This is a genomic window from Glutamicibacter sp. NPDC087344 (genome assembly GCF_044744225.1).
Taxonomy (GTDB): Bacteria; Actinomycetota; Actinomycetes; order Actinomycetales; family Micrococcaceae; genus Glutamicibacter.
Genome location: NZ_JBIUXY010000006.1, coordinates 122,351 through 142,819 on the forward strand (window position 1 = coordinate 122,351; position 20,469 = coordinate 142,819).

General features: G+C 58.1%; 21 protein-coding genes. 14 read left to right on the plus strand and 7 right to left on the minus strand.

Going from position 1 to position 20,469, the window contains the following annotated elements; all coding sequences use genetic code 11:
- Positions 1-108 precede the first annotated feature (108 nt).
- Entirely contained in the window at positions 109-480 is a 372-nt protein-coding gene (locus ACIOWL_RS12445) for a DUF6578 domain-containing protein (protein ID WP_400385409.1), read from the plus strand.
- Between the two features lie 32 nt (positions 481-512).
- Here ACIOWL_RS12445 and ACIOWL_RS12450 read toward each other — a convergent pair whose 3' ends face one another.
- From ACIOWL_RS12450 to ACIOWL_RS12460, 3 genes are all read right to left on the minus strand, one after another.
- Entirely contained in the window at positions 513-1,364 is an 852-nt protein-coding gene (locus ACIOWL_RS12450; protein ID WP_400385412.1) for a 3-hydroxyacyl-CoA dehydrogenase, read from the minus strand.
- A 226-nt stretch (positions 1,365-1,590) separates the two neighbouring features.
- On the minus strand, positions 1,591-1,932 hold the full coding sequence (locus tag ACIOWL_RS12455; protein ID WP_400385415.1) for a hypothetical protein: 342 nt from the start codon (positions 1,930-1,932) through the stop codon (positions 1,591-1,593).
- A 148-nt stretch (positions 1,933-2,080) separates the two neighbouring features.
- Positions 2,081-2,869, minus strand: a complete 789-nt coding sequence (locus tag ACIOWL_RS12460) for a hypothetical protein (RefSeq protein WP_400385418.1) — start codon at positions 2,867-2,869, stop codon at positions 2,081-2,083.
- Between the two features lie 129 nt (positions 2,870-2,998).
- Between ACIOWL_RS12460 and ACIOWL_RS12465 the strand changes: the two genes are divergently transcribed.
- Positions 2,999-4,069, plus strand: coding sequence for a PLP-dependent cysteine synthase family protein (locus ACIOWL_RS12465; protein ID WP_400385420.1), 1,071 nt, complete (start codon positions 2,999-3,001; stop codon positions 4,067-4,069).
- Here ACIOWL_RS12465 and ACIOWL_RS12470 read toward each other — a convergent pair.
- Entirely contained in the window at positions 4,066-4,515 is a 450-nt protein-coding gene (locus ACIOWL_RS12470; protein ID WP_400385423.1) for a cupin domain-containing protein, read from the minus strand. The genes ACIOWL_RS12465 and ACIOWL_RS12470 overlap by 4 nt on opposite strands.
- A gap of 35 nt (positions 4,516-4,550) precedes the next feature.
- Between ACIOWL_RS12470 and ACIOWL_RS12475 the strand changes: the two genes are divergently transcribed.
- From ACIOWL_RS12475 to ACIOWL_RS12510, 8 genes are all read left to right on the plus strand, one after another.
- Positions 4,551-5,312, plus strand: a complete 762-nt coding sequence (locus ACIOWL_RS12475; RefSeq protein WP_400385425.1) for a YggS family pyridoxal phosphate-dependent enzyme — start codon at positions 4,551-4,553, stop codon at positions 5,310-5,312.
- A 120-nt stretch (positions 5,313-5,432) separates the two neighbouring features.
- Entirely contained in the window at positions 5,433-7,157 is a 1,725-nt protein-coding gene (gene poxB, locus ACIOWL_RS12480) for a ubiquinone-dependent pyruvate dehydrogenase (RefSeq protein WP_400385428.1), read from the plus strand.
- Between the two features lie 85 nt (positions 7,158-7,242).
- Positions 7,243-7,989 (plus strand): YggS family pyridoxal phosphate-dependent enzyme, encoded by a 747-nt coding sequence (locus ACIOWL_RS12485; protein WP_400385431.1) that lies wholly within the window; start codon positions 7,243-7,245, stop codon positions 7,987-7,989.
- Between the two features lie 488 nt (positions 7,990-8,477).
- On the plus strand, positions 8,478-8,708 hold the full coding sequence (gene nrdH, locus ACIOWL_RS12490; protein ID WP_047119244.1) for a glutaredoxin-like protein NrdH: 231 nt from the start codon (positions 8,478-8,480) through the stop codon (positions 8,706-8,708).
- A gap of 59 nt (positions 8,709-8,767) precedes the next feature.
- Complete coding sequence (gene nrdI, locus ACIOWL_RS12495; protein WP_400385434.1) at positions 8,768-9,253, plus strand: class Ib ribonucleoside-diphosphate reductase assembly flavoprotein NrdI; 486 nt, start codon at positions 8,768-8,770, stop codon at positions 9,251-9,253.
- Entirely contained in the window at positions 9,250-11,388 is a 2,139-nt protein-coding gene (gene nrdE, locus ACIOWL_RS12500; RefSeq protein WP_400385436.1) for a class 1b ribonucleoside-diphosphate reductase subunit alpha, read from the plus strand. Before nrdI ends, nrdE begins: the two co-directional genes overlap by 4 nt.
- A 211-nt stretch (positions 11,389-11,599) precedes the next feature.
- Positions 11,600-12,574, plus strand: coding sequence for a class 1b ribonucleoside-diphosphate reductase subunit beta (nrdF, locus tag ACIOWL_RS12505; RefSeq protein WP_400385439.1), 975 nt, complete (start codon positions 11,600-11,602; stop codon positions 12,572-12,574).
- A 592-nt stretch (positions 12,575-13,166) separates the two neighbouring features.
- Positions 13,167-14,150, plus strand: a complete 984-nt coding sequence (locus tag ACIOWL_RS12510) for a helix-turn-helix transcriptional regulator (protein WP_400385442.1) — start codon at positions 13,167-13,169, stop codon at positions 14,148-14,150.
- 321 nt (positions 14,151-14,471) lie between these two features.
- Here the strand turns inward: ACIOWL_RS12510 and ACIOWL_RS12515 are convergent, their stop codons facing one another.
- Positions 14,472-15,008: a VOC family protein gene (locus ACIOWL_RS12515; RefSeq protein ID WP_400385445.1), complete on the minus strand. Its 537-nt coding sequence runs from the start codon at positions 15,006-15,008 to the stop codon at positions 14,472-14,474.
- Positions 15,009-15,657: 649 nt separating this feature from the next.
- Between ACIOWL_RS12515 and ACIOWL_RS12520 the strand changes: the two genes are divergently transcribed.
- The 3 genes from ACIOWL_RS12520 (at position 15,658) to ACIOWL_RS12530 (ending at position 17,714) form a co-directional block, all read left to right on the plus strand.
- On the plus strand, positions 15,658-16,011 hold the full coding sequence (locus tag ACIOWL_RS12520) for a DUF2127 domain-containing protein (protein WP_400385448.1): 354 nt from the start codon (positions 15,658-15,660) through the stop codon (positions 16,009-16,011).
- A 106-nt stretch (positions 16,012-16,117) separates the two neighbouring features.
- Positions 16,118-16,327, plus strand: a complete 210-nt coding sequence (locus ACIOWL_RS12525) for a hypothetical protein (protein WP_400385450.1) — start codon at positions 16,118-16,120, stop codon at positions 16,325-16,327.
- 217 nt (positions 16,328-16,544) lie between these two features.
- Positions 16,545-17,714 carry an MFS transporter gene (locus ACIOWL_RS12530; protein WP_400385452.1) on the plus strand — a complete coding sequence of 390 codons (1,170 nt, stop codon included), beginning with the start codon at positions 16,545-16,547 and terminating at the stop codon, positions 17,712-17,714.
- A 113-nt stretch (positions 17,715-17,827) separates the two neighbouring features.
- On the opposite strand, the gene ACIOWL_RS12535 is transcribed toward ACIOWL_RS12530, so the two are convergent.
- Positions 17,828-18,031: a cold-shock protein gene (locus ACIOWL_RS12535; protein ID WP_013349123.1), complete on the minus strand. Its 204-nt coding sequence runs from the start codon at positions 18,029-18,031 to the stop codon at positions 17,828-17,830.
- An 841-nt stretch (positions 18,032-18,872) separates the two neighbouring features.
- Positions 18,873-19,808: an NAD(P)/FAD-dependent oxidoreductase gene (locus ACIOWL_RS12540; protein WP_400385455.1), complete on the minus strand. Its 936-nt coding sequence runs from the start codon at positions 19,806-19,808 to the stop codon at positions 18,873-18,875.
- 72 nt (positions 19,809-19,880) lie between these two features.
- Here ACIOWL_RS12540 and ACIOWL_RS12545 point away from each other — a divergent pair, with 72 nt between their 5' ends.
- A complete protein-coding gene (locus ACIOWL_RS12545) occupies positions 19,881-20,456 on the plus strand; it encodes a helix-turn-helix domain-containing protein (protein ID WP_400385458.1) in 576 nt (191 codons plus the stop codon).
- Positions 20,457-20,469 lie beyond the last annotated feature (13 nt).

Consider the following 20,469-nt stretch of genomic DNA (forward strand, 5'->3'; position numbering starts at 1 on the left):
CAGCACTGAATAAATACTGGTCTCGGGACGGCTGCCATAGCTCGTCCCGAGACCCTTTTAATGGTGTCTGACGTCGGTATCTTCGCGGCCGGCACCTAGACTGAAAACATGGAACTGACCGTGATCCTGGACCCGGCCGAGCAGGCATGCTGCGGCGAAGCGCTGACCCTCGGCCAGCAGGTGGTGTGGCAGCTGGCCTACGCGACCCGCGGCGCCGAACCCTATTACATGCGTGATCAGCACGAGCTGTTCAGCCACCAGGGCGCCACTGTGCGCCCCGTGGCCGGGCGAATCGTGGGGATTCGCGAGCTGAGAATCCACGCCTCGAGGGCCGATGGGACCCCGGTGCGTCGTGTCTGGCGGTCGATACCCAGCGTGCCGCAGGGCACTGACTATGACAGCGATGGCCTGGAAGTCGTGATGCTGGTTGATGACTCGACGCAGCTACCCGAACTGTTCAGCTGGCCGCACCGGCGGTGAGGCCGCACCCTTCCGAGTGCCTGGAGTAGTCCCTAGTTGTACTTGTAGAACCCTTCGCCGGTCGCGGCGCCGAGTTTGCCCTGGTCGATGTACTGGCTTTTGAGCAGCTCGGCGAACTTCTTGCTGGTGTCATCTCCCTGGCTGGAGATGTTGTAGGCGGTGTTCAGGCCCACGATGTCATAGATCTCAAAGGGGCCCTTGGGTGCACCGGTGCCCAGCTTCCAGGTCTTGTCGATGGTCGCGGCGTCGGCCACGCCGTTAACCAGCAGGTGGCTCGCGGCTTCCAGGAAAGGAACCAGCAGGGAATTGAGCAGGTATCCGGGTTGCTCCTTGAGCACCCGGATGGCTTCCAGGCCGGTGCGCGTGGCGAAATCGACAACCGCCTCATAGTCGTCGGCATCGGTCAATGAGGTGCCCATGACCTCGCCGGTGTTGTTCTGCCACACGTGGTTGGCGTAGTGCAGGGCCAGGAACTTGTCGGGGCGTCCGGTAAACGGTGCAATGTCGGAGGGCAGCAGCGTTGAGGAGTTGGTGGCGAACACGGTGTGCTGCGGGGCTACCGCGGCCAGTGCCTGATAGGTGGCCTGTTTGATGGCCAGCGACTCGGGTACTGCCTCGATCACCAGGTCTGCGTCTTGAACCGCCTGGGCGAGATCCGTGGTGAGTTTAATCGAGTCACGCGCGGCTTGAGCCTTGGCGCGGTCACCGGAGTCGAAGTAGTCGGCATAGTTTTGAACCAGCGCATCCAGCCGGTGATTTGCCGCGTCCAGTGCCTCGGCGGAGATGTCATAGCCGACCACCGGCAACCCGTGATACGCCGTCTGGAAAATAATCTGCGAGCCCAGTACGCCGGTACCTAAAACTGTGGTGTTGGTGAGGATCATGTGAACGCCCCTATTCCGCCGGCATCAGTCGGCCTTGAGGATCGGCGCGACAACTGCCGTGCCGCCAACCGGTAAGTTACCAGTTGGTAACTTCATTGTGCTCCGCGGGCAGTTATTTCGGTAGGGATTGTGAGACGAAGAACGGCATCTGGAGTCGCACACCACAGCGCCAGGCACGCCACGGGGCATCCGGGAATCTCCCGAATGCCCCGTGTCGGATCAAAATTTAGGCGGTTTTCTTTTTCAATACAACGGCCGCAATGGCTGCGACCAGCAGCGAAACAATCAGGAAGTTGCGTCCCTTGTGGCTCTGTTTTGGCGCCAGCGACTTCTGGGCGCTCTTCACAGCGTTTTCCACCGAGGCGCGTGTGCGTTTGGCGGCCTTTGACTTACCCGTGACGCTGTCAACCAGGCTTGCCCCGGCGTTGCTGATGGCCTCGACGTTGACCCCGGAAATCGCGTTATTCCACGTTTCCCGCAACTCGTCGGGCAGTTCTTCCTTTGCGGACTTGGCAAGCTTGGCCAGCGACTTCTCTACGTCTTTAAAATTCTTAGCGGTTTTTGACATAACTTCCTCTCGGGTTGCCCGCGTCCGTGGGTGGGACGCTGTGGGGTCACCCCTCCAGCCTAGCCAGCACCCGGTATCGGCTCAAGCAACGGTGGCTGCGCTCAGTGCAAACTCTCAGTGAGCTGACGGCTAGGACTTATGGGGCGGGCTATTTTCCGAAGTTCTCATCGCGGTGGCGTAACCGGTGAATCCGGGTGCGCAAAGAGCTGATTAGACACAAACAAAGCAATAAGGTGGCGATGCTTGACACCGCGGCAAACAGCGGCGAGGAAACCTGCCAGAAGAAGCGATCGATGGTAATCCAGAAGACAACCCACAGCGCCCCGGCATTGATATAAAGACCGATAGGTCGGATGAACGTCAGCGCGCACAACAGCAGGCTGACCAGCAGGAGAACAAGCGCGGCAATGCCTTTGAACATGAGCCGGGTGGAATCCACACCCAGCGCGGCAAGCCATGCCCCGGCTTCGCCCAGCACAATGATGCCAAGCCATCCGGTGAACAATCCAAAGCTTGCCCGGGTGATCCAGCGGTCCATGTTGTTGCACAGTTCTGCGCGGTCAATCATGACCACGATCCGCACGAGTACCGCGAGCATCAGCAACGCAAAAATGAGGCTGAATCCCATGCGATCACGTTGCAGCAGCTGCAACCACAGGGCATTAAACAGGACCAAGGCGAGCACCCACCCCCGGAGCCTGCCGTGCAGCTCGGAATGACGAGCCGTGGGCATGCACTGCCACACCGCGTAGATCCCCAGACCTGCCATTAAGCCGAACCAGGGCACCTGTCCGATCAGGGGGACCGCCATCACTGTGGCATCGGGTTCCAGCCAACCGCCGGCAATCTGTCCAAGGTGCGCCCCGCGGATGGCTCCGGTACCGAATACGGCCCAGATCAGGGCGGCGAAGATGGCCAGCGCGTAGCAAATAGACACTAGTGGTGTCGCATTTTCGCGGGCCTTGATCATTGTTTCCCTTATCCGACTTTTGCCTACGATTCCGAAACTACCACGGTCGTGGGGAGAATGCCTGATGGCACGGCTGGTGAGCGATAAGCTGGTTGGATGACGCAATCTTCCAGCTGGGTCCGCGAGGCCATTTCCCTGCTTGACGCCGATGCGAATCGCAGCGCCGATACGCACCTGCACCGTTTTGAACTTCCCAAGCAGTGGGGGATCGAGTTGTATCTCAAAGATGAGTCGGTGCATCCCACCGGCTCGCTCAAGCACCGGTTGGCCCGCTCGTTGATCCTCTATGGATTGGTCAACGGCAAGATCCACGAAGGCACCACCCTGGTGGAAGCTTCCAGCGGCTCCACAGCGGTCTCCGAGGCCTACTTTGCGCGCATGCTTGGACTGGATTTTATTGCCGTGGTCCCCAAATCCACCAGTACCGAGAAGATTGAACTGATCGAATTTTATGGCGGGCGCTGCCATCTGGTGGATCAGGCCGGCCAGGTCGACGCGGCCGCCCGGGAACTGGCCGGCGACACCGGCGGGTACTACCTGGACCAGTTCACCTTTGCCGAACGCGCTACCGACTGGCGCGGGAACAACAACATCGCCGAGTCGGTGTTCGCGCAGATGAGCGCCGAGCGCCATCCGATTCCCAGCTGGATCGTGGTGGGTGCCGGGACCGGGGGCACCAGTGCGACCTTTGGCCGTTTTGTGCGCTACAAGCGCCACAACACCAAGGTCGCCGTGGCGGATCCCGAAGGCTCCTCCTTCTACGAAGGCTGGCGCACCGGAAACCTGGAATACTCCACCGGTGTGGGGTCGCGGATCGAAGGAATCGGACGGCCAAGCGTCGAACCATCCTTCGTACCCGGGGTCATTGACGAGATGATCCAGGTACCGGATGCCGGCTCCCTGGCCGCCATGCGATTGCTGCGAGCCAAAACCCGCTACTATGCCGGGGGTTCCACCGGCACCAACCTGTACGCGGCATTCCAGATCATCGCCGGGATGCTGGACCGCGGGGAACGCGGCAGCTTGGTGACCCTGATCTGCGATTCCGGTGAGCGCTACGCCAACACCTACTACAACGACGACTGGCTTGATATCCAGGGCCTGGATCTGGCCCCGCACACCGAGGTGCTTGAACGATTCCTCGCCGAGGGGCGCTGGTCTAGCTAAGCACCGGAGCTGCGGCGGATGGGCATCAGCCCGGTAGTTTTTTTGCGTTGGTGGACCGAAAAGTAGGACAGCCCCTGGTCCCCGGCCACAAAAGCCCGCCGCGCCTTCGCCGGCAGGTAGATGATGTCTCCGACCGAAAGCTGCACGGTGCCTTCCGCGCCGTGCAGCAGGCCCGAGCCCGCGTAGACATACAACAGAACGTCCAGTTCAGGACCTTCATGCTCGCCGATTTCAGCACCGGGTTGCAGGGTAATCACGTTGGCGTCGAGATCACGCTGCGGCGGCTCGAGCTTCCAAACGGCCCCATTGCCTGTCTGCCCGCTGGCCGTGAGCTCTTCGGTGTTGGTCATCCGTTGGGGTTGTGGCACCCGGTGGGTCATCAAAAACTCCTCTTCGGCGTGTTCCAGGGTGGCTGAGTGCGTCCTGATCAGCGGTGATTCCAGCATAGCTTGGCGCTGCAGATCAGCCGTAGGATTGAGTCATGACTGAACAGCCTTCGGCCGCCGCCCACGCGAAGACGCAGGCGGATTTCGCCGCGAACCTCGCCTCGGTCCGTGAACGTATCGCCCGCGCGGAACTGGAAGCCGGGCGCACACCCGGAAGTGTGCGCCTGCTCCCGGTCACCAAAACCGTGCCATCGGATCGTTTGCGCCTGGCGATCGCGGCGGGAGTTGAGTGGCTGGGGGAGAACAAAGTCCAAGAAGCCTTGCAGAAGTCCGAAGAATTGGCGGACCTGCCGCACCTGAAATATTCGGTCATCGGCCACCTGCAGACCAACAAGGCCAAGTACGTGGCTCGGTTCGCTCACGAATTCCAGGCACTGGATAATCTGCGCCAGGCCCAGGCCCTGCAACGCCGGCTCGAAGCCGAAGAGCGCACCCTGGATGTTTTTGTCCAGGTTAATACCTCCGGGGAGGAATCCAAGTTCGGTCTCGACCCGGACGACACCGTCGCGTTTGTGAAGCAGCTACCGGCCTTCGACCGGTTGCAGGTGAAGGGATTGATGACCCTGGCGATATTCTCCACCGATCAGATTGCGGTGCGCCGGTGTTTCCAAAAACTGTCAGCCCTCCGCGACTCCGTGCGTGAGATCAACCCCGACATCAAAGAACTCTCCATGGGAATGAGCGGAGATTTTGAGCTGGCCATTGCCGAGGGGGCAACGGTGGTGCGTGTGGGACAGGGAATTTTTGGTGCCCGCGCCCTTCCGGATTCACATTATTGGCCCGGATTCGCTCACTGAAACGGCGGCGCCACGGCCCGTGAGCTGAGAAACTGCGCAATGTTTTCACCAAGAACGGATTAATGGCTGTGTGGGGACGTAGGGTGAGAAGCACTCAGCCGCTGTTCCAAAGGAGCTTTTGTGCCAACCGTTGCCGAACACATTATTGACCAGCTTGACGCCCAAGGAATTCGGAGAATTTACGGAATCCCCGGGGACTCACTGAACGGTTTAACCGATGCGCTGCGGGTGAAAACCCAGATTGAATGGGTGCATCACCGCCATGAGGAAGCCGCCGCATTTGCCGCGGCCGCCGAGGCGGAAATCACCGGCGAACTCGCCGTCTGCGTCGGCTCCTGCGGGCCGGGAAACCTTCACCTGATCAACGGGTTATACGACGCCGCACGGTCACGGGTTCCGGTCCTGGCCATCGCCGCGCACATCCCCACCGAGGAAGTAGGTTCCAACTACTTCCAAGAAACCCACCCGGTGGAAATCTTCCGCGGCTGCTCGGTCTATGCAGAGCAGGTTTCGGATCCCAAACAGATGCCGCGGATGCTGCGCATCGCCATGCGTGAAGCCATTGAACGGCGCGGCGTAGCCGTCTTGGTGATCTCAGGCGACGTGGCCCTGGCGAGCATGGAACGCAGCCAGACACAACCAATCGTGAAAACCAGCCCGCGGGTGCTTCCCAATGAACAGGAACTCGAGCGGGCCGCGGAAATCTTGGCATCTTCCCGCAAGGTCACGATTTTGGCCGGAGCCGGGACCTCCGGCGCCCACCAAGAGGTGATAGCCCTGGCCGATCGCTTAGGCGCGCCGATTGTGCACACCCTGCGCGGCAAGGAACACATTGAGTACCAGAACCCCTTCGACGTGGGCATGACCGGTCTGCTGGGTTTCGCCTCGGGAGCCAAAGCCATCGCGGAATGCGAGGTGCTGCTGATGCTTGGCACGGACTTTCCCTATCAGCAGTTCTACCCGGAAGACGCATCCATCATCCAGGTGGATATCCGCGGTGAACAGATTGGCCGACGCACCCGGGTGGACGTCCCGCTGGTGGGAACCGTCAAAGACACTGCCGCGGCCTTGTGCGCGTTGCTTCCGGCACAGACCCACCGCAAACACCTTGAGACCGCGCTGGAACACTACCGAAAAACCCGCACCAAACTCGACGAGCTGGCCACCGCCTCCAAACCGGGCTCCGAGATCCACCCCCAGTACCTGGCCAGGCTGATCGACCAAGCCGCGGATGAGGATGCCATCTTCACCGCTGATGTCGGCTCGCCGGTGATTTGGGCGGCACGCTATGTGAGCATGAGTGAGCAACGACGGCTGATTGGCTCGTTCAACCACGGGTCCATGGCCAACGCCCTGTGCCACGCCCTGGGTGCCCAGGCCATCGACCGAACTCGACAGGTCATTGCATTTGCCGGGGACGGAGGACTGAGCATGATGCTCGGCGAGCTGCTGACGGCCACGCAGAATAATCTTCCCGTGAAGGTCGTGGTGTTTAACAACTCGTCGCTCAATTTTGTGGAACTTGAAATGAAGGCCGCCGGTTTCGTCACCTTCGCCACCGATCTGAAGAACCCGGATTTTGGCGCCGTGGCCACCGCCGCCGGACTGAAAGGCTTCCGTGTTGAGGATTCGGCCCAGCTGGAAAGCACGGTCAAAGAATTCCTGGCCCATGACGGCCCGGCCGTGCTTGACGTGGTGACCGACCGCCAGGAGATGTCCATGCCACCGTCCATCAAACGTGAACAGGCCAAGGGTTTTGCGCTGTATGCCATTAGAACCGTGATGTCCGGACGCGGTGACGAGCTCCTGGATCTGGCCAAAACCAATTGGCGGCAGCTGTTCTGACACTTAATTGCCTATGCTTAATGCTGGTGCCGGGAATCCGGCACCAGCATTTTGATTGTGATCTTCAGAAAGAGGCGTAGGCGCTGTGACTTCGCAACCTGCCGCACTCCACGCGGCAACCACCGAGGACTTCTCCCATAACCTGGCCGCGGTACGCGAGCGAATCGCGCGCGCGGCCCGCTCGGTGGGCCGTGAACCTGAATCGGTGCGTTTGTTGCCGGTCACCAAAACAATCCCGGCCGAACGTTTGCGCCTGGCGATTGCCGCCGGGGTGGACACCTTGGGTGAGAACAAGGTCCAAGAGGCGCAAGCCAAGCACGAAGAGTTCAAGCTCGACTACCCGCACCTGCGCTATGCGGTGATCGGGCCGTTGCAGAACAACAAGGCAAAGTTCGTGGCCCAGTTCGCTAACGAGTTCCACGCCCTCGACTCGCTGCGGCTTGCCGAGACTCTGCAGCGCCGGCTGGAGGCCGAAGACCGTTCCCTAGAGGTTCTGATCCAGGTGAACACCTCCGGGGAAGAATCAAAGTCCGGGATCCAGGCAGCCGACGCGGCGGAGCTGCTGGCGCAACTGAAACCACTGGATCGGCTGAAACCCATTGGCCTGATGACCATGGCCGCCAACACCACCGATGAAGCGTCGATTCGCGCAAGCTTCACGCTCTTGCGCGAAACCTTGGGTGCCTTGCGTGCCGGAGGTGCGCCGGAAGGATTCACCGAGCTGTCCATGGGCATGAGCGGCGACTTCGAGATCGCCATTCAGGAAGGCGCCACGGTGGTCCGCGTGGGCCAGGGCATCTTCGGTGCCCGCCAGTACCCAGCCCAGCCGTAGTCGCGAGGTCCTCACCTTCACCCTTGTATCCATTGCCTAGGTGTTTGCACACCTGGGCTTTGCGCTGCCCAAATTGTCGGTAGGCCGATGGATACTACATCTAGTACAGACGCTTCGGCCAGGGCACAAGTTGAGGGAGGCGAAACACGCCGAGGAACTTCTCACACTAAGTAATTTTAAGCCGCACTCTCGATATCCCAAGCTGTGGACAAAATTAGCTCTACCGCGAGAATTCAGGGTTAAATCAGAGGCCGCTATCCACAATTCCTGTGGACTGCGCTGTGGGGGGAATGACATAGCTGTAATACATCATCTTGTGGCCGCTTGACCGACCAGACACAAGATGTAGTATTGAATCCGACGGCGAGATACGAGCCGAAAACACCCCAAAGGTAACTTTGGGGCATCCGAGAGGTTGGTTCGCACCATCGTGAAAACGGTGAGAAGACGGACCAAAACAAGGACTTTTTTAAAGGGGATCAGGGACTATGTCCATCACGGTTTACACGAAGCCTTCCTGCGTACAGTGCAACGCTACCTACCGCGCGTTGGACAAGAAGGGTGTCGAGTACAACAAGGTCGATATCTCTCAGGATGCTAACGCCTTGGAGCACGTGCGTGGCCTTGGATACATGCAGGCACCGGTAGTCGTAACCGACAACGATCATTGGTCGGGCTTCCGCCCAGACAAGATCGCTTTGCTGGCTCCGGCAAACTAATCAGATACCGAGATCTTTCGGTACTCAATCCGCTCTTTTTGTAGTGGAGGCGAAATACCATGCCACCGACAGCTCTTGCCGACAGGCAACACGCTGAGGCACACGAACCGGTGGTGTACACCGATTCGAAGTTGATTTTTTTCTCTTCGATATCGGAGTACACCCTACGGTTTGTTGAAAAACTTCAGATGGACTCGGCCCGAATACCGCTCTACGGTTACGAACCGAAACTCATCACCACAGCTCCGTACGTTTTGTTGCTTCCCACCTATGGGGGAGATGGCGGCAAACGTTCAATCCTCCCGCAGGTCATGAAATTTCTTGGGTATGAAGAAAACCGCAAGAACTTACGCGGTGTCATCGGAGCGGGTAATACAAACTTCGGCGAGTACTACTGCATTGCTGCCAAACGCATCGCGGCCAAATGCGAAGTGCCCGTACTTTATACATTCGAACTCATGGGAACGCAGGAAGATGTTCTCAAAGTCAAAGAAGGGCTTGAAACCTTTTGGAAACCAGCGTCGCAGAAGCAGCAGGAACGATGAAGGACTCTAAGGAGCTCCCCGCTCAGTTCCAGGGCTTGAGCTACAACGACCTCAACGCCATGCTGAACCTCTACGGTCCAGACGGCAAGATCCAGTTTGAGGTGGATCGCTATGCGGCTCGCCAGTACTTCCTGGATCACGTGAACAACAACACCGTGTTCTTCCATGATCTGGATGAGAAGCTCGAATATCTGGTGAAGCACGAATACTACGAGCGGGAAACCCTCGATCAGTACTCGATGAACTTCATCCGCGACCTCTTCAAGCACGCATTCTCCAAGAAGTTCCGTTTCGAGACCTTCCTTGGCGCCTTCAAGTTCTACACCTCCTACACGCTGAAGACCTTTGACGGCAAGCGTTACCTGGAGCGCTACGAAGACCGCGTCTGCATGGTTGCCCTGCACCTTGCCCGTGGCGACGAAGAGCTGGCGACCCAGCTCGTCAACGAAATCATTGAAGGCCGCTTCCAGCCGGCTACCCCGACCTTCCTCAACGCCGGCAAGGCTCAGCGCGGCGAATTGGTTTCCTGCTTCCTGCTTCGCATCGAAGACAACATGGAATCGATCGCCCGTTCGGTCAATTCCTCGCTGCAGCTCTCCAAGCGCGGCGGCGGTGTAGCCCTGGCTTTGACCAACCTGCGTGAGCACGGTGCACCGATCAAGCAGATCGAGAACCAGTCCTCGGGTGTTATCCCGGTCATGAAACTTCTGGAAGACTCCTTCTCCTACGCCAACCAGCTTGGCGCACGCCAGGGGGCCGGCGCGGTCTACCTGAACGCCCACCACCCAGATATTTACCGCTTCCTCGACACCAAGCGTGAAAACGCTGACGAGAAGATCCGCATCAAGACCCTGTCGCTGGGTGTTGTCATTCCGGACGTCACCTTCGAGCTTGCCCGCAAGAACGAAGACATGTACCTGTTCAGCCCGTACGACGTCGAGCGCGTCTACGGCAAGCCATTCAGTGAAATCTCGGTCACCGAAAAGTACTCCGAGATGGTTGACGATTCGCGGATCAAGAAATCCAAGATCAATGCGCGTGAGTTCTTCCAGACGCTTGCGGAGATCCAGTTCGAGTCCGGTTACCCGTACATCATGTTTGAAGACACGGTGAACAAGGCCAACCCGATCGCTGGCCGCGTATCCATGTCGAACCTCTGCTCTGAGATCCTCCAGGTTTCCTCGCCTTCGGAGTTCAATGACGATTTGAGCTACAAGACCATCGGCAAGGACATCTCCTGCAACCTGGGGTCGATGAACATCGCCAAGGCCATGGACGGCAAAGATCTGGCCAAGTCCGTAGACATTGCCATCCGCGCATTGTCCGCAGTCTCGGATATGTCTTTCATCAATTCCGTTCCTTCGGTTGCCGACGGTAACAAGAAGTCTCACGCCATCGGCCTGGGGCAGATGAACCTGCACGGATTCCTGGCTCGTGAGCGCATCTACTACGGCTCCGAAGAAGGTATCGACTTCACCAACATCTACTTCTATTCGATTCTGTTCCACGCGTTGACCGCGTCGAACAAGATCGCGATTGAACGCGGCGAGGTGTTTGATAACTTCGAGAATTCCAAGTACGCATCGGGCGAGTTCTTCGACAAGTACGTCAACGAGGAATGGGCTCCTGCCACCGAGCGTGTACGCGAACTCTTCGACGGCATCCACATTCCTACCCAGGAAGACTGGATTGCGCTGAAGAAGTCGGTGATGGAGCACGGTATCTACAACCAGAACCTGCAGGCTGTTCCGCCAACCGGTTCGATCTCCTACATCAACAACTCGACCTCGTCGATCCACCCGGTGGCGGCAAAGGTTGAAATTCGTAAGGAAGGCAAGATCGGCCGCGTTTACTACCCGGCTCCTTACATGACCAACGAGAACATCGAGTTCTACGAGGATGCTTACGAGATCGGCTACGAGAAGATCATCGACACCTACGCGGCTGCCACCCAGCACGTTGACCAGGGCTTGTCGTTGACCTTGTTCTTCAAGGACACCGTGACCACTCGCGACATCAACAAGGCTCAGATCTACGCATGGCGCAAGGGCATCAAGACCTTGTACTACATCCGCCTGCGTCAGCTGGCCCTTGAAGGCACAGAGGTTGAGGGTTGCGTCTCGTGCATGCTCTAATGCACTAGTCAAAAGCTCTTTTTCATAAACTGAATACATGCTGAAGCTGCCGTTGGGGATACCCCGGCGGCAGCTAAGGCTTTTTTAACATCAAAAAATTCCACGCGATTCTCGCATCGGTTATCAGTCTGCCGAACAGATCTTCAAAGCAAGTTCTGCACGGTAAGGTGGTAGCTGGACGTAGTACGTATCGCTGTTCAACGAGGGATCAATGACCGAAAAGCTGAAGCTCACCCACAAGGTCGAAGCTATTAACTGGAACCGCATTCAAGACGAGAAGGATGTCGAGGTCTGGAACCGACTCGTTAATAACTTCTGGCTCCCGGAAAAGGTGCCGCTGTCTAACGACATCCAGTCGTGGGGGACCTTGACCGAAGACGAGAAGCTGCTGACCATGCGCGTCTTCACCGGTCTGACCTTGCTTGATACTCTGCAGGGAACCGTCGGCGCTGTGTCTTTGATCCCGGATGCCGTTACCCCGCACGAAGAGGCCGTGTACACCAACATTGCCTTTATGGAGTCGGTGCACGCCAAGAGCTACTCTTCGATCTTCTCCACCCTGGCTTCAACCAAGGAAATCGATGAAGCTTTCCGCTGGTCGACCGAGAACGTGAACCTTCAGAAGAAGGCTCAGATCATCGAGAGCTACTACTACGGTGAGGATCCGCTCAAGCGCAAGATCGCTTCGACCCTGCTTGAGTCCTTCCTGTTCTACTCCGGCTTCTACTTGCCGATGCACTGGTCTTCGCACGCCAAGCTGACCAATACCGCAGACCTGATCCGTCTGATCATCCGCGATGAAGCCGTCCACGGCTACTACATCGGCTACAAGTTCCAGAAGGGCCTCGAAGGCCTGAGCGAAGAACGCAAACAGGAATTGAAGGACTACACCTTCGAGCTGATGTTTGAACTGTACGAGAACGAAGTCCAGTACACCCATGATCTCTACGATCCGGTAGGCCTGGCTGAGGACGTCAAGAAGTTCTTGCACTACAATGCCAACAAGGCGCTGATGAACCTGGGTTACGAGGCCATGTTCCCGTCCACCGTGACCGACGTTTCGCCAGCAATCCTTGCTGCGCTGAGCCCGAACGCTGATGAGAACCACGATTTCTTCTCCGGCTCCGGCTCGTCGTACGTCATCGGCAAGGCCGTAAACACCGAAGACGAAGACTGGGACTTCTAAAGCCCCAGATTCTAGGTGAAGTCCGCTATGGCTTGATCGAGGCTGGGACCTGCAGTTTTCTGCGGGCCCCAGCCTCTTTGGCATATCAGGCACGGTGCTTTTGAGAGTGAAAGTCTCGTGGAGGAGTGGTTTAGATACTATTCAAAGGCACCTGCGTCTTCATGAGATGGGGCTGGCGCGAAGCCCGGACGCAACTGCGCCCTGAGGATTTGAAGCATGTGCAAGGCATGTATGTCGGGGTAAGCCAGCTGCAGACGGTATAGCTCGATTCGCCCGTTTGTTCCATCAACAGTCACCAAGATGCTCGGAACGTAATATGACACTGGCATGCCGATGGCGAGGATCACGACTCGTGAGTTCGAAGAAAAGATCGCCTACGGCGAGAAGCGCTGTGTGCCAAGATTCTTCACGACCGCGACGGTCTATTCGAGGTTGGCCGCTTCGCGGAAAAAGCCCAACGAGCTCAGCAGAGATGTGAGTTGATCGGCTGAATCAGGATCGCCCCCTTCCACCTGGTGGGCCGTAAAGACCACTGCCCTAATCGGCCTACTTGCGGACGCTATATGACCAGAAGTCGGAGTAGGGTCGAAGCATGTCAACAAGTACGCGCGCCCTTGAGCTGCTCGGCCTGCTGCAAAGCCGCCGGCACTGGCCCGGCAGCGAACTCGCACGTCGGCTCAAAGTCAGTCCACGGACACTTCGCCGGGATGTCAATAACCTCCAAGACCTCGGCTACCCGATCAGCACGACCAGGGGGACCGGGGGCGGGTATCAGCTCAGCGCGGGAGGATCCTTGCCGCCGCTTGTGCTGAGTGAGGAAGAGGCGGCGGCGATCGTTCTGGGACTCAAAGAGGTGGCCTCAGGCATCCACCCCACGTCGGCAGATGCGGCTGTGAGCGCGATGGCGAAAATCGTACAGGTGCTTCCCGCACGCATACGGCGCCGTATCGACAGCCTGCGCAGTTTAGCCTCGGCCCCCGTCACCATTCAGTCCGCGGTCATCACCGATATTGCCGCGCTGACCACGGTGGCCTTGGCATGCCGCGATCACGAGACATTGAAGTTCACCTACCGCACGCCACGCGGTCAAGTCACAGAGCGCATGGTCCAGCCCCATCGCACGGTCAGCGTGGACTACCGCCTCTATTTGATCGGCTGGGATCTTGACCGGTCGGACTGGCGTACTTTTCGCATTGATCGAATCGAGGATCCCGTGCGCAAAGGGAAGCAGTTCGCCCCGCGCGGCCTCCCGGGGGACGATCCCGTCCAGTACATCCAGAGCCAGATCAACTCCCTGCCAGCCAAGTACCCGATCAGGGCAACCGTGCAGGCCAGCGCCCACGTTGTAAAGCAGGAGGTCGGGCACCACGGAAGCGTCGAACAAATCGATGCAACCACCTGTGAGGTGTACATTCCCGCGGAGTCCCTCGACTGGGCCGCGTTTTGCCTTGCCTCGATCGGTGCCCCGTTCGTGGTTCATGGGCCGCCCGAGGTGATTGATTACCTCCGCGGATGGGGCGAACGGCTCACCGATGCAACCCGAGCACCGACACGCACACTTGAAAAAGAAACGTAGCGCCAACTTCCGGAGTTAGCCTGTGCCAGTATCTGATTCTTCAGGCTGGAATGCACTGGCGTTCTCCTGGGCCCACCGGGCAAACGTGCGCGCCGGACGCCCGGTGAGCTTTCTCGACCGTGGTGAGCACACGCCGGGCTCGGCGGGCGGATTGCTCGCGTGCTGGATGCCGAACTTTACGTAGCGCTCATCGCAACCGTAGCTTCGCAATCTGGCTCGTTTTTCGTCCTCGGTTAGTCGCACGAACGCAAGGTCCCGACCCGCGGTGGCGGAGAGTAAGCGCATGGATGTTTTCTTTCCTGTGGTGCTTCGTCTAAGCGCCTACGGCTTGCTTGCGGCGCGCGGGTCTGCAAGGTTCGCCATCGCGTTGATCAGCGTCGAGTGGATGTACTCCAGTTCGGGGCTGGTGTACGATTCCCAGCTTGTGTCATCGGTCTCGGCGTTATCCCAGCTCTGCTCGTCGGGTGCGGGATTGTGGCGGTAAATCCACCAGAGGTTCGCCTGCGGGTCTTGGATCCGCGCAAGAACGTCTCCGAAGAAGTCCGTCGGCTGGGTGATTACCTGAGCTCCGAGCGTCTCGGCGCGTTCGACGGTTGCCTGGACGTCCTCGACGTAGACCTGGATCAACGCGGGCGTAAAGGGCCAACCGGGTTTGCGGTCCGTGACAGCGATCATCGAATCATCAATGCGCAGCTCGGAGTGGAGGATCAGCCCGTCGGTGTCGACGGTACGCGCCTCAGGTACGTCGACGGCGCCGAAGACGTCGGTGGCGAAACTGATCAGCGCACTCGCATCGTCCGTCACGATGAACGGGTTGACGGTGTTCGAGCCGGCAGGGCGGGCGGGAGGGGTGCTCATGAGAATTCCTTTCGAAGGAGCCAGTCCAGGGTTCCGGTGGTGACTACGTCTTTCATTCTTCCTCAGCTTGTGGACATTATATGGCCATAAGTTTGATTGACGGCTGCGGTCCGCCCATTAGTCATGCATCCGGATCGCCAGGGCAAGTTCTCCGGCAGGAATCTTGGATTCGTCGCTGGGCGAGTCGATCGGAGCGGATCATCGTAGGGCTAACGCTTCGACTGGTGCGTGTACCTATGCCTGTGCTACTCGCACCGGGGGTCATCGTCGTGAAGACGCCGAACTGCTCGGATAAACCCGGGAGAAATCCTCTCGCTCTCGCTCTCAGGATTCGGATCACCGGCACTTACCGAAGCGTCCGAAAGATCCATGCACGCACCGATCCGCACGATCTGCCGCGTCTAGTGCGGTTCAAAGCCCTGCTGTCCCGGCAGACGGGGCTTGAACAGATCGGCCATAGCGATGTCCACGGTGAACTCCCGGGGATGCGGATAGCGCACGTATTGCTTGCGGGTCCGATGTCTCAATTCGTCGGGACCGTAGCTGATCAGCGGTAAGATCAAGGATCATGACGACAGATGCCTCGCTACGGCTATCGCGAAAGCAGCTCCGATGGGCTGCCGTTCTCCAGCTCGCGCAGGGAGTCCTCATGGAGGGGCTGCCATTCTTGGCTCTGCCGGTCTTGCTGCTGCTCGACGTTGATTCCGCCGTACTGGCCCACGGCTTCTCGTTTATCGTTCCGTTCTTTAATGAGAATCTCTACCTCATGATTGTCATGAGCGGTCTATTCGCCACGCTCCGTATTGTGGGGGCCGTAGGTCTTTTGAAGGAGCGCATGTGGGGCTATGCGCTCAGCGTGATCAACTGCGTTATTACGCTCACCCTCATGATTTTCATGCTTCCTGCTGGCATTGCCGACGGCCTGCTTTCCGGCGCCGCATTGCTTCTCTTGTTGTTTGCACGCTACGGCAGCCAAAAGATTTTCGACCGATCTTTTCAGTAGCAGGTACCTCGTCGCCACTCCGTGTCGATCGGCAACCTCTGGAAGTCTTTCGCTGTGACAAGATGTGTGAAGCCGCGCGGGTAACGCAGCACCGTAACCCACGGCCTTGGGCACGGTTTCATCGGCGGTACGGGTGTCCCTATCCAAGGTCATCACCGTCTACTCCGAGGTCCTCCGTAGTGCTCAGGCCATCGCGGCCCTACGCCGCGTTCCGGTTGAGCAGGTTCTTCGAGAGTTGAAAGAAGTCGGCATCGTTCAGGTGATGCACCAGAGCAGTGGCTCACTGACGAACGAAGCCAACATGGAATTGTCCTAGACGATGAAGATCATCGTCTGGCATGGAAGACGCTGGAAGCTAAAGATCCGAATCATGCTCCGTACAACGCTGACTAGTCAACCGACGCTATAGAATGCGGTAAGCCACGAGGCAATGTTTCTAAGGAGTAATCATCACGAAGTCAGGTCCTGCGCCCGAACGGTATACCCAGCCTCAAATCAATTCGATCCGCCGACGTTCAATCTCGGTCCTTGCCTTGGGACAGATTCTGGGTGGGCTTGGCGGTGGCGCAACAATCACGCTGGGTTCGCTGCTGATCGTCGATGTTTCTGGCCTGGACTCACTGGCCGGAATGGCCGCGACCATGAACACCCTCGGTGCGGCTGCCATGGCCATACCACTGGCCGTGCTGGCTCGTCGCTTCGGGCGGCGTATTTCGTTGTCCACCGGCGCACTGATTGCCGCGTGCGGTTCGCTGATGATCGTGAGTTCTGCGGTCCTGGATCTTATCCCGCTGCTGTTTCTTGGCATGCTTGTTTTGGGCACAGCCTCGGCGATGAATCTGCAATCACGGTTCGCGGCAACGGACCTCTCTGATGAAAAAACTCGCGGTCGAGACTTGTCCTTGGTGGTGTGGACAACCACGATCGGCGCAGTCATTGGGCCGAACCTTTTCGCGCCCGGGGAAGTGGTCTCCAACGCGTTAGGCTTGCCGCCCTACACCGGAGGCTTCCTCATTGCGATGGCCGCGCAGTTGGCAGGCATGTGCATTTACCTCGTGGGATTGAATCCGGACCCCATGAAAGTTGCCCTGCAACAAAATGGAAATAGCGCTTCGAAAACTGCGCGTCGCGGGGGAGGGTTCCGCCTGCTGCGGGAGCTGCCGGCGGCACGCCGCGCGGTGATCACCGTTGCATTGAGCCACGCCTACATGGTGGCGTTGATGTCAATGACTCCAGTTCATATGCAGCATCACGGGGCAACGTTGACCCTGATCGGGTTGACCATCTCATTGCACGTGTTGGGGATGTATGCGCTCTCGCCGGTTTTCGGATGGTTGACCGACCGCATCGGAGGACCACCTGTGGCGCTGGTGGGGCAAGTATTGCTGATCGGCGCCAGCCTTCTGGTGTGGTTCAGCTCGGATGACCACGCGGTCGTAACGGTGGCGCTATTACTGCTTGGGCTGGGGTGGTCGGCGGCGACAGTGGCGGGCTCCACCATGGTTTCAGCCGCCGCGCCGATTCACGAACGAACGAGTCTTCAAGGAACGAGCGATCTGCTGATGAATCTGGCCGGGGCGCTTGGTGGACTAAGCGCCGGGCCATTGCTGGCGCTGTTTGGTTTTCAAGGACTGGCGATGCTGCTATTGGCGCTGGGTCTGATCGTCATTTTTGTTAACCGCAGCGCCCTGAAGCTGGGCTAACACAAAGGTGTTCTAGGTGGCACGGTGTCCATGGCACCTGGAACAAACTTCAGAAAACAATAATGGCGTGGACTTCATCAAACGATGAAGTCCACGCCATTATTCAAAGACTCTTAGCGGGCCTGAATGTTGGTAGCCTGTGGGCCCTTCGGACCTGCTTCCAGGGTGTACTCAACGGTCTGGCCTTCTTCAAGGCTGCGGAATCCGAAGCTCTGGATAGCGCTGTAGTGTGCGAAGACATCAGCCGATCCATCCGAAGGAGCGATGAAGCCGAAGCCCTTTTCAGCGTTGAACCATTTCACGGTGCCAGTGGCCATAGTGTTATTTCCTTATTATTGGTTGGCCACTTCGTGGCCTGGGTGCCGATCCGGTGATTCGAATCGGAAATTTAGGGAGTTACCTCGGGCAGTGCCGTCCGAGACGATTCGCCTGCCGTCGATACGGGCGATCGATTACTGATTTTGCCGGTATCGGCCAAAACGGATGTCGCTGCACTGGATTAGTTATCCGCGAAATTCCGGTAGACAGGCGGTAATGAACCAGTCCCATCGGAGTAGAACTCGGAATCGGTTGTCAACGGACGCATCGAAGCGTCTGGATAACCAGTTTGCAGTGAAGAAGAGAAGATGAAGAATTCGTTTCGGTTAGGAGCTGATCCGATCCAGGACCTGATCAGCTGATATGTGCTGCACAGACGATTTGTTGGCTGTGCTACAAATCCATACTGCTAACGCTTGGTGACGGGTGAATCACATCATCAAGCGCCGAGGTAACGCAATAACTCTACCATCTTGAAACGAAAATGTCTGCGTGACACCTACTACTGTTACTTGTGGTCCCCAAGAATTCCCTAGATAGGGCAACTTTTCCTTGGTCTTTGCCTAGTTGAAGCTGGAGGGCGGAAACCAAACATCTGCCATTAACTCTTGAGTTCGATCGCCGATAAGCCCTTACTCCGCGCCCTGAAGATTCTTGCGGGAGGCCAGAATTCAGGCCTGTATGGAGGTAATGATCGGCTGGCTGGCTAATAATCAACACCACCGTCCTGTGAACCGTACAGAAGCCGGGGCACCGCGACTTATGTCCCGTTGGCCCCGGCCGCTGCGCATCGCGTTTTATTACGTACGCCAGTGATCCGCTAGAAGGTTTCCCACACAGTTAGGCGGTCGTTGCGCTTGAATGAGAGTCGAGTCTTTCAAGTGCCAGGTCACCGTTGAGCGCAGCGCCTGCAACAGTTCCTGAAGCTGCCGCGGCCATGACCATGGCTCCCAGATTTGCCGCATTCCCCGTTGCGTAGAGGCCCGGGACATCGGTTGCCCCCATTTCGTTCACCGGAATGAACGTTCCCATCGGGTGATCCTTAAGCGTTCCGCCGAGCTGCAGGTAGAGCTCTGAGTTCGCAATCATTCGACTGGATACAACCGCGGCTTGGGATTCCAAGAGGTCTCCGTTGGCCAGGACGATCCCGTCGAGTTGCCCATGCTCATCCACGCGGAGCTGTTGCACCCGCCCCTCCACGATCACCACACCTGACTTGTTCAGTATCTCGCGGTTTTCGGCTGATAGGTGTTCGGGGTGGTGGTTCACGAATGTCACTCGATCGCTGAGCTGAGCGAACAATAGTGCCTGATGGGAGCTCATGGGGCCAAGACCCAGAACAGCAACCGACTGATCGCGCACCTCCCAGCCGTGGCAGTAGGTGCAATGGATGGCCGAGATGCCCCATGCCTCGCGCAATCCGGGGATTTCTTCAAGCTGATCCGTGAGCCCAGTGGCCAGAACGATCCGTGAGGCTTTGTATGCAGCGGTTTCGGTGTGGACGGTAAAACCGTTCAACGAAGAACCTTCTATGCGTACCGCGTGGTCAGTGATGATTTGAGCTCCGTAGTGCACCGCCTCGTTTCTTCCCTGGTCCAAGAGTTGCAGGGGGCTAATTCCTTCTTGCCCTAAGACGTTATGAGCGTGTGCGGCGCGGGCGTTGCGTGGTTCGTTGGCGTCGATTACCAGCGTCGAGCGACGCGAGCGTCCCAGGGCGATTGATGCGGCCAATCCGGCGCTTCCGCCGCCGATGATGATTGCGTCGAAATTTTCCATTGTGTTGTCCTTTCCGCGGGTTGTGGTTTCCACACTAGGCAAGATTTGCTGTTTATGGGTATTATTTTGCGCATGACGCAAGAACTTGATGTGGATCGCACGATTCGTCAACGGATCAGGGCGCTGAGGCAAAGCCGTGGATGGTCATTGGAATCGTTGGCGTCCAAGGCGGATCTCAGCGTGTCGACGCTGAGCCGTATTGAAACCGGGTCGCGGCGCATTGCCTTGGATCAGCTGATCCCACTGGCGCGAGCACTGGGGACAACCCTTGATGAGCTGGTAGCCACGGGGGATCAGGATGTTGTGATCCGCCCTGAGCCGGTTGATTTTCCTGGAATGACCATTTGGAAGTTGTCGAACGATGACGCGGTCAACGGTGTCACGGTGTCGAAAATCCGTTACGATTCATCAACTGCACCGGCCCCCAGTGAAGCTCGTATTCACCCGGGGAAAGAATGGTTCACCGTGTTGTCCGGCGAAATGCAACTAAAACTTGGCGACAGAACCTATCACATCATGGCTGGGCAAGCGGCGCAGTTCGATACGCTCACACCGCACGTAGTTTGGGCTGTAAGCGGGGTCGCCGAAGTGCTCAGCATCATGGATCATGAAGGCCGGCGAGCGCATGGGGATGATCGACCCAGCTAACCAAAAAGGCGTG